The sequence below is a fragment of the Shewanella septentrionalis genome (assembly GCF_025370265.1).
Lineage (GTDB): Bacteria > Pseudomonadota > Gammaproteobacteria > Enterobacterales > Shewanellaceae > Shewanella > Shewanella hafniensis.
Genome location: NZ_JAMTCC010000042.1, coordinates 34,530 through 42,283, shown reverse-complemented (window position 1 = coordinate 42,283; position 7,754 = coordinate 34,530). Strand labels below are relative to the sequence as shown.

Annotated in this window: 5 protein-coding genes and 1 pseudogene; 1 reads left to right on the top strand and 5 read right to left on the bottom strand. The window is 46.2% G+C overall.

The window, feature by feature from the left end:
• The 5 genes and pseudogenes from NE536_RS19225 to uvrD all read right to left on the bottom strand — a co-directional run.
• Positions 1 to 222 (bottom strand): annotated as a pseudogene (locus tag NE536_RS19225) (hypothetical protein); the annotation flags it as partial.
• Positions 223 to 354: 132 nt separating this feature from the next.
• Positions 355 to 1,404: an NAD(P)H-dependent flavin oxidoreductase gene (locus NE536_RS19220; RefSeq protein WP_261273700.1), complete on the bottom strand. Its 1,050-nt coding sequence runs from the start codon at positions 1,402 to 1,404 to the stop codon at positions 355 to 357.
• Between the two features lie 34 nt (positions 1,405 to 1,438).
• On the bottom strand, positions 1,439 to 1,834 hold the full coding sequence (locus tag NE536_RS19215) for a VOC family protein (RefSeq protein WP_261273699.1): 396 nt from the start codon (positions 1,832 to 1,834) through the stop codon (positions 1,439 to 1,441).
• A gap of 240 nt (positions 1,835 to 2,074) precedes the next feature.
• Positions 2,075 to 2,935 (bottom strand): 4-hydroxybenzoate octaprenyltransferase, encoded by an 861-nt coding sequence (gene ubiA, locus NE536_RS19210; protein WP_012197690.1) that lies wholly within the window; start codon positions 2,933 to 2,935, stop codon positions 2,075 to 2,077.
• 138 nt (positions 2,936 to 3,073) lie between these two features.
• Positions 3,074 to 5,242, bottom strand: coding sequence for a DNA helicase II (uvrD, locus tag NE536_RS19205; protein WP_006084318.1), 2,169 nt, complete (start codon positions 5,240 to 5,242; stop codon positions 3,074 to 3,076).
• 571 nt (positions 5,243 to 5,813) lie between these two features.
• On the opposite strand from uvrD, the gene NE536_RS19200 reads away from it, so the two are divergent.
• Positions 5,814 to 7,076, top strand: coding sequence for a DUF6161 domain-containing protein (locus NE536_RS19200; RefSeq protein WP_261273698.1), 1,263 nt, complete (start codon positions 5,814 to 5,816; stop codon positions 7,074 to 7,076).
• Positions 7,077 to 7,754: the final 678 nt, after the last annotated feature.

Sequence of the window (7,754 nt, the reverse complement as noted above, 5' to 3'; positions counted from 1 at the left end):
TATTTTCCAGCTTTTTTGCGCACCAATTTTGATAATCCAATACCAATAAAGCAGAGGTAACAACACAAAATATAGTGCACTGACGACAGCCAAAGACAACTGCTCACTTGTTTGCGTTAACTGTTCTGGCAGTAAATTAAACCCAAGCCAATACACAATAATCATCAAAATGAGAAAATAAATTCGATATTTAGCTGGGCGTCTTAGTCGAATTTTTAGCATTTAACATCCTTGTCAGTTGATCTAGCCAAGCCTATGCGATAGTAAAAACCCAAAAAAGTAGCTTGGCTTATCAATAACATGATGGATAAAACCATGAATACAATGCTGGCTTAAAAACGCTCAAACTGATCATTAGACCATCAAACCTAACGCCAATTGCCTCGTCAGCTCTGCGGCGGGAATAGCCTGACAGCCTGTTACATTTTGGCCACACCAAAGTGGGCTAAAATCACCAAATCCTTGTCGCTCCGCCGCAGCTCTTAAGCCTGCAACTGCCGAGGATGCCAAGGGGAAATCTGGCACAGCCTCATTTATCGGCCCCATCTCGGCCATAAAACGGTTCACTATGCCACGGGCGGGGCGACCGGAAAATAAGTTAGTCAGAGCCGTATGTTGCGCCGCCTCACTCTGCAGGGCGGCACGGTGAATATCACTGGTGGTGCATTCAGGACAAAGTAAATAGGCCGTCCCCACTTGCACCGCCGAAGCGCCCATCGCCATAGCGGCACGCACGGTTTTGGCATCGACTATGCCACCCGCTGCAATAACAGGAATATCCACGGCGGCGATGATTTGCGGCAATAAACTAAAAGTGCCGAGCTGCTCGGTTAAATCATCGGATAAAAAATGTCCCCTATGGCCGCCCGCTTCTAAACCCTGCGCAATAATGGCATCTACGCCACGCGCTTCTAACCAGAGCGCTTCTTCCACTGTGGTCGCCGTCGAGATGATCTTAGATCCCCAAGACTTTATCTCCAGCAACAAGTCTTCATTGGGTAAACCAAAGTGAAAACTCACCACCTCAGGTTTGAATTTGGCTAACACTTCAGCCTGAGCACTCGTGTAAGGCGCGCGTTGTACTCCCGCAGCTTGGGTATCAGGATGGATACCCAGCTCAGCAAAATAAGGCACGAGTTGCTTGAGCCACATGGCTTGTTTCGCCGCTTGCGGTTCGGGCTCGTGATGACAAAAGAAGTTTACATTGATGGGCTTAGTCGTCTGGGCGCGGATCAGTGTCAACGCGGCATCTAATGCTTCAAGGGATAACATGGCGCAGGGCAAAGATCCCAACGCACCGGCTTGAGACACGGCTATCGTTAAGGCACTGCCCTGAACACCCGCCATAGGCGCTTGAATAATTGGCAATTCGATTCCAAATAATCGGGTTAACTGGCACGGCATACATCACCTCCTTTGGCTGGTTATCACTTGACGATCAATCCTGATATGGCCCTGCGGCTAAACGTTGGGAGATCCACCACAAATTGCCCACGGGATCCCGCACTCCACCTTGGCGATCGCCATAGGGTTTATCCGCCACTGCCATGATTAACTCGCCCGCAGCAGCAAGCGCCTGAGCCACCGATTTATCGGCATCTGCCACATACAAATAGTAGGATGCTGGCATTGACGGAAACGCTTCACTCGCCTCGCTTAACATAAATAGGCAGTCGCCGATTTGCATCTGCGCATTGGCTATTTTGCCATCCAATCGATGGGAAATATGTAGCGCTTTAGCATCAAAGGCTTTTTGCATAAAGGCTACTAAACTATCGGCATTGTTGATAATCATATACGGGCTAACCCGTGCAAATCCTGGCGGAATAAACATAACGACTCCTTGTTACTTAAGCATGATGTTAGTAATAGATGCCAATATAAACTTAACACTTAGGACTCAGCACTATAGGCTAAACACGGCAGCAAAAACCAGTAAGCTCTAGTCAATTATCGGACTTAAAATGTAAACCTACGTATTCAGGGGGATAGAGATTGGAGTCTATATGAAGGCCTCTCAGAGCGAGAGGCCAAAAAGCAAAGTCGATGTTCAAACTAACGGATCAATCCCCCCTTAAATCAAATAATCCGCGCCCAGCCCAACAAATAAGGCTAAACCTGCCCAGTTATTATTGAGGAAGGCTTTAAAACAAGGGGCTCGTTCACGATCAAAAATCAGCATTTGCTGGTAAGTACTAAAACCGACAAAAGTCAGTATGCCTAAACCATAAAGCAAACCACGATCGGCGCTCCAACCGGCGGCGATAAAACAAGCCAACGCGGCAAGCTGAAATAACCCTATGATTTGGCGATCATATTTACCAAACAAAATCGCAGTAGATTTAATACCCACTTTTAGATCATCGTCCCTATCGACCATGGCATACATAGTGTCGTAGGCGACAGTCCAACACCAATTGGCGGCAAATAACCACCAAGCCTCCATCGGCACTTCACCCGTTTGTGCGGCGTAAGCCATAGGGATAGACCAACTCCACACTATGCCTAAAAACATCTGCGGCATGTTGGTGATACGTTTAGTGAAGGGGTAAATAATCGTGAGGATAATGCCAACAACGGATAGTTTAACGACTAATCCATTGAGTAATAAGACTAAACCAAAAGCGGATAAACCTAAAATGACGAACAGTATCAGCGCTTCTTTGGTGCTGATTTCGCCACTGGCTAGCGGGCGTGATCGAGTGCGTTCAACAAAAGAATCGAGATCGCGATCGGCATAGTCGTTAATAATGCAGCCACAGGCACGCATGATCACTACGCCAATAATGAAGATAACCAAGACCTTAAGATCCGGCATGCCACCCGCAGCTAACATTAGCGCCATCAAACATGGCCACAGCAATAATAGCGTACCTATGGGGCGGTCGATTCGAGTAAGACGGGAATACACATCCCACTTTTGCTTTAAATTCATTAACTAGGTACTCCCAATACCCTCAAGTTTCCACTCGTTTTCAGGCTTAGCATCATATACCCATGCTTCTCCCGATGCGAATTCATCCCCTAAAAGCGTGTCACAAAAAGCTGACATTTATCGCGATGATGGCAGTAATCACAGCGCTTCTAAACGAGCGTAAGCCACGACTAACCACTTGCTGCCAAAGTCAGTAAAGCTGACTTGCACGCGCCCTTGGGCACCGCTGCCCTCAAAGTTGGTCACCTTGCCTTCACCAAATTTAGGGTGATTGACTCGTTGGCCGACGTTAAAACCGGTATCGTTTGTGGCAGCTGATTTTTGGGTGCTAAAACGATTATTCGCCATTGGGGTTGAAACCTGCGCCTTGAGGCGGATTTCATCCACATATTGCGGTGGGATCTCTTTGATAAAACGCGATGGCCGGGCATAATCTTCTCGGCCATAAATACGGCGCGATTCCGCATAGGTAATGTAGAGTTTTTCCATCGCGCGGGTCATGCCCACATAGCAGAGGCGGCGTTCTTCATCGAGTCTATCGCCCTCTTCGAGTGCCATTTTACTCGGGAAGATCCCTTCTTCGACCCCCGCCATGAACACCATAGTGAACTCTAGCCCTTTGGCAGAATGCAGCGTCATTAGCTGCACCGCATCGGTAAAGGCATCGGCTTGGCCTTCGCCTGCTTCGAGCGCCGCGTGGGAGAGAAAACCATTAAGTTCGCCCATGTCCTCCAGCTCTTCTGGCATTTCGAAGGTACGCGCCGCTGTAACTAATTCTTCTAAGTTTTCGATTCTAGCGTGGGCTTTTTCACCCTTTTCGGCTTCATACATGGCCTTAAGACCCGAAGCTTGGATCACTGTATCGGCCATGCGATACAGCACCATATCTTGGGTGTCTTCACGCATCGTCATGATTAAGTCCATGAAACCACGCACAGAATTCGCCGCGCGGCCCGCGAGCACTTTCTCGTCGAGCAAACGCACACTCGCCTGCCACAGGGTTAACTCATGCTGGCGCGCCGTGGAGCGCAAAATATCCAAAGTGCGATCGCCAATGCCACGGGGCGGCGTGTTCACCACACGCTCGAATGCCGCATCGTCGTCTTTGTTATTGATCAACCGCAGGTAACCCATGGCATCTTTAATTTCTTGGCGTTCGAAGAAGCGTAAACCGCCGTAGATTCGATAAGCTAAGCCTTTGTGTAATAAGGCTTCTTCCAATACTCGCGACTGAGCGTTAGAACGATATAAAATCGCACAATCACTGAGGTTGCCGCCCTTTTCGTGCCAATCATTTATCCGGCCGACAATAAAGCGCGCCTCGTCCATTTCATTAAAGGCGCAATAGAGCGAAATCGGATCGCCATCGGCTTCATCCGTCCACAACTCTTTGCCCATACGTTCTGGGTTATTGGCGATTAAGGCGTTGGACGCTTTAAGAATATTGCCCTTCGAGCGATAGTTTTGTTCGAGACGAATCGTGGTCGCCGTCGGGAAATCTTTTAAGAATCTATGTAGGTTTTCAACCTGAGCACCGCGCCAACCGTAAATCGATTGGTCGTCATCACCGACTATCATTACATTGGCAGTTTGACCGGCAAGCACGCGGATCCACGCGTATTGAATGGCGTTGGTATCTTGGAACTCGTCCACCAAAATATGCTTGAATCTGTCTTGATAATGGGCCAACAAGTGCGGCTTATTGAGCCATAACTCATGGGCACGTAATAGGATTTCGGCAAAATCGACTAAACCAGCGCGGTCGCAAGACTCTTGATAAACCTGATAGATTTTTAACAGATTTTGCTCAAGCGGAAAACCGCCCGCATCGATATGTTTAGGGCGTAATCCTTGGTCTTTTTTACCATTGATATAACCCTGAGCTTGGCGTGGAGGATATTGTTTTTCATCCAAATTCAGGCTTTTTAGAATACGTTTGATCAAGCGTACTTGGTCGTCAGAATCGAGGATTTGGAAGCTTTGCGGTAAACCCGCATCTTGGAAGTGAGTGCGCAACAAGCGATGCGCCAAGCCGTGGAACGTGCCAATCCACATGCGGCCCATATTGGTGCCAGCGACTTTTTCAACTCGCTCGCGCATCTCAGCAGCAGCTTTATTGGTAAACGTCACCGCAAGAATCGAGTAAGGACTCTGCTGTTCAACCTGCATCAACCACGCAATGCGGTGGGTCAACACCCGAGTTTTACCACTGCCCGCGCCCGCCAACACTAACATGCTAGATTGCGGTGCCGCGACAGCCTCGCGCTGCTTATCATTCAGGCCGTCTAGTAAAGAAGATACGTCCATTCTCGCCTCCAAAAAATCGAGGGGGCATTATAACAGAAGAAAACCCGCCTGCGCGCTTGATCCACAAGACAAGAGCCACGAGACGAGAGCCATAAGGTGAATGACAAGTTGCCACACCTTGGTTTGCGCTTATATCGTAATGACTAAATTGATTAAGCACTGTCATTCCAGCAATGCTTGTGAGCGGGAATCCAGCTTGTATTTGTTTTGGGTAGGAATTAAACAAAGACACAGCGGTGCTAATTACTCATAGAAACGGGGTTCATCATTCTGTTTCAACAATTAAGCACTGTCATTCCAGTGACACGCCATTAACTCATCCCTGAGGGCTCGACGACGGCATCCATGCCGTCAACGGTCACTTCCATGACAGTGCTTAATCTTGCCAACCTCTACAGTAATTTGCACAACTTTTTACAAGCATGCACTCTGTAAATTTAAAGATGGTGGCTCGTTAATTTAGGTGCAGCACTCTCATGCTTATCCGTATGATTTGTAGAAACTTATTGAACTATACTGAATAAAAGAACACAGTATAAACGGCATTTTGAATGAAATAGATAGAGGCGATATGAGTCTGAATAGAGCAATTATGCGGCTGCAATTTACCGATCGGATGGGAACTAATTTTGAGTTTAATAATTTAAAGCAGCTTAAGGAGTTTATTGATAGGGAAATGGCATATTGGCAGGAAGTCAAAGGATTAACAGAACAAAACAAAAAAATTAACATTGGGACAGGTAATCTTAGAAATATTCAAAATGTTGTTGCAGATGCTCTAGTAAATACATGGGAAGATAATGAACTGAATGAGCGTTTACGAGATATCTTTCAAAGTCAGAGACAATATTTAAGCGCGTATTGGCTATATAGTGGTCATGAATACGCAGACAAAGTGGTCACTATAATGCTTGAGAGAGGATATGGTGTAGCGGGAGCATTTTTAGAGTATTTGAATAATAAAGTACAACCTTTTAATTCAAAAGATGCCTTCGATGGCGCGCTGCTTGCCTACGAATATCAATACCAAAACAGTGATTTGGTTAAACGTCGAGGGTCAGAAAGAGCAACATTAACACGATTGAAAGAGCAGTTTGCCGCTAAAAGTGCCGAAATAACCAAAAAAATCGATGAAAATCAGCAGCAATATGATAAAAATCAAGAGCAATTTACTGAATGGTTTGACCAATCTGTTCATAACGTGGATGAACAGTTAGAACGAGCAAGGTTAAAATTTTTGGGCCGCAATGCTGCTTTTGGACGATTAGCTAAAAAAGAAAGCAAAAAATATCATATAGAAATGGATGAACATATCAGTAGTTGGCAAAATCGAATTAATGAGCTCGAACAAACGTATCAAGATAAGCTTCGATTAGCTAAACCTGCTGAGTACTGGAAGCAATCAGCTAATAAATATAGAGTGCAAGGTTTCGCTTTTGTCATTGCGATAGGCATACTCGTGCTGGTTGCGATAACGACAGGTCTTGACCTATTCCAAGCCTGGTTATTAGGTGGAGAAACGGCGCTTTCAGTGAAAACTGTACCTGGTATGGTTCTGTTTGGTTCGCTTGTTGCAGTGTTTGGTTTTGCACTACGAGCATTGAATAGATTAGCTTTTAGTACCTTCCATTTAATGCGTGATGCAGAAGAACGCGAGCAATTAACATACCTATATTTATCACTCAGTAACGAATCGGCAATCGATAAAGAATCCCGCGATATTATCCTACAGGCACTTTTCTGCCGCACTGAAACGGGATTACTCTCCCAGGATAGTGGCCCAACAATGCCCGGTTTCGGTGATGCCATAAAAGAAATGACAAAGGCTAAGTAATATATATGAAACTGTAATAACACTAACTTTTATTGAGGGCATAATCGGGTGAAACAGGACATCCACAACTTTTTAATGCTTTAAGTGACCAATCAGACAACTCAAAAATCGACGGAATACGCATCCCCTCGGAGTTGCCGCAGGGCGAATAGAGCTCTTGATTTAATAAAGAGCGCGTGAGTCTCGGCATGGTCGTTCTAGTGCATTCATGCACTTCACGACATTCAGGCATCCTGCCTATCAGATGCCGAGATAGCGTCAGTCGAATCAGGGACGAGCGTCTGACGCGATAGCATAAGAACGCTAATTGCCCAAGGGGCTTTCAACTCCGTTGGGGGCGTCATGGCTGAGTGGTTATAAATAGGAAGGAGGATAGGACGAGCAGTCCTCCTTGGTCGACACTTGATTAAAAAATCAGGGGGTAAAGCCCCACGACTTTGACTTTGCTTTTAAAAGCAATCAAACCAAGTAACAGCTCACGCTCGCTGACAAAGCATTAAAACTTCGCAATCATCACAACCCCAGTTTATCAAGACACCCACCGTTAAATTTTGCTACCTAAAGAACAAATGAGCTGCGGTTTCAGACCGTCAAAATGCGGTTGAGCTCGCGAAATTAAGCTGGGTAGCCAGATTTTTATTCGAGCTTTCCCCACCCCATGAGCACAAATCAAGTTGA

Excerpts from the sequence above, each read along its gene's own strand:
- NE536_RS19220 (WP_261273700.1), bottom strand. The coding sequence starts at position 1,404 with ATGCCGTGCCAGTTAACCCGATTATTTGGAATCGAATTGCCAATTATT.
- NE536_RS19215 (WP_261273699.1), bottom strand. The coding sequence starts at position 1,834 with ATGTTTATTCCGCCAGGATTTGCACGGGTTAGCCCGTATATGATTATC.
- ubiA (WP_012197690.1), bottom strand. The coding sequence starts at position 2,935 with ATGAATTTAAAGCAAAAGTGGGATGTGTATTCCCGTCTTACTCGAATC.
- uvrD (WP_006084318.1), bottom strand. The coding sequence starts at position 5,242 with ATGGACGTATCTTCTTTACTAGACGGCCTGAATGATAAGCAGCGCGAG.
- NE536_RS19200 (WP_261273698.1), top strand. The coding sequence starts at position 5,814 with ATGAGTCTGAATAGAGCAATTATGCGGCTGCAATTTACCGATCGGATG.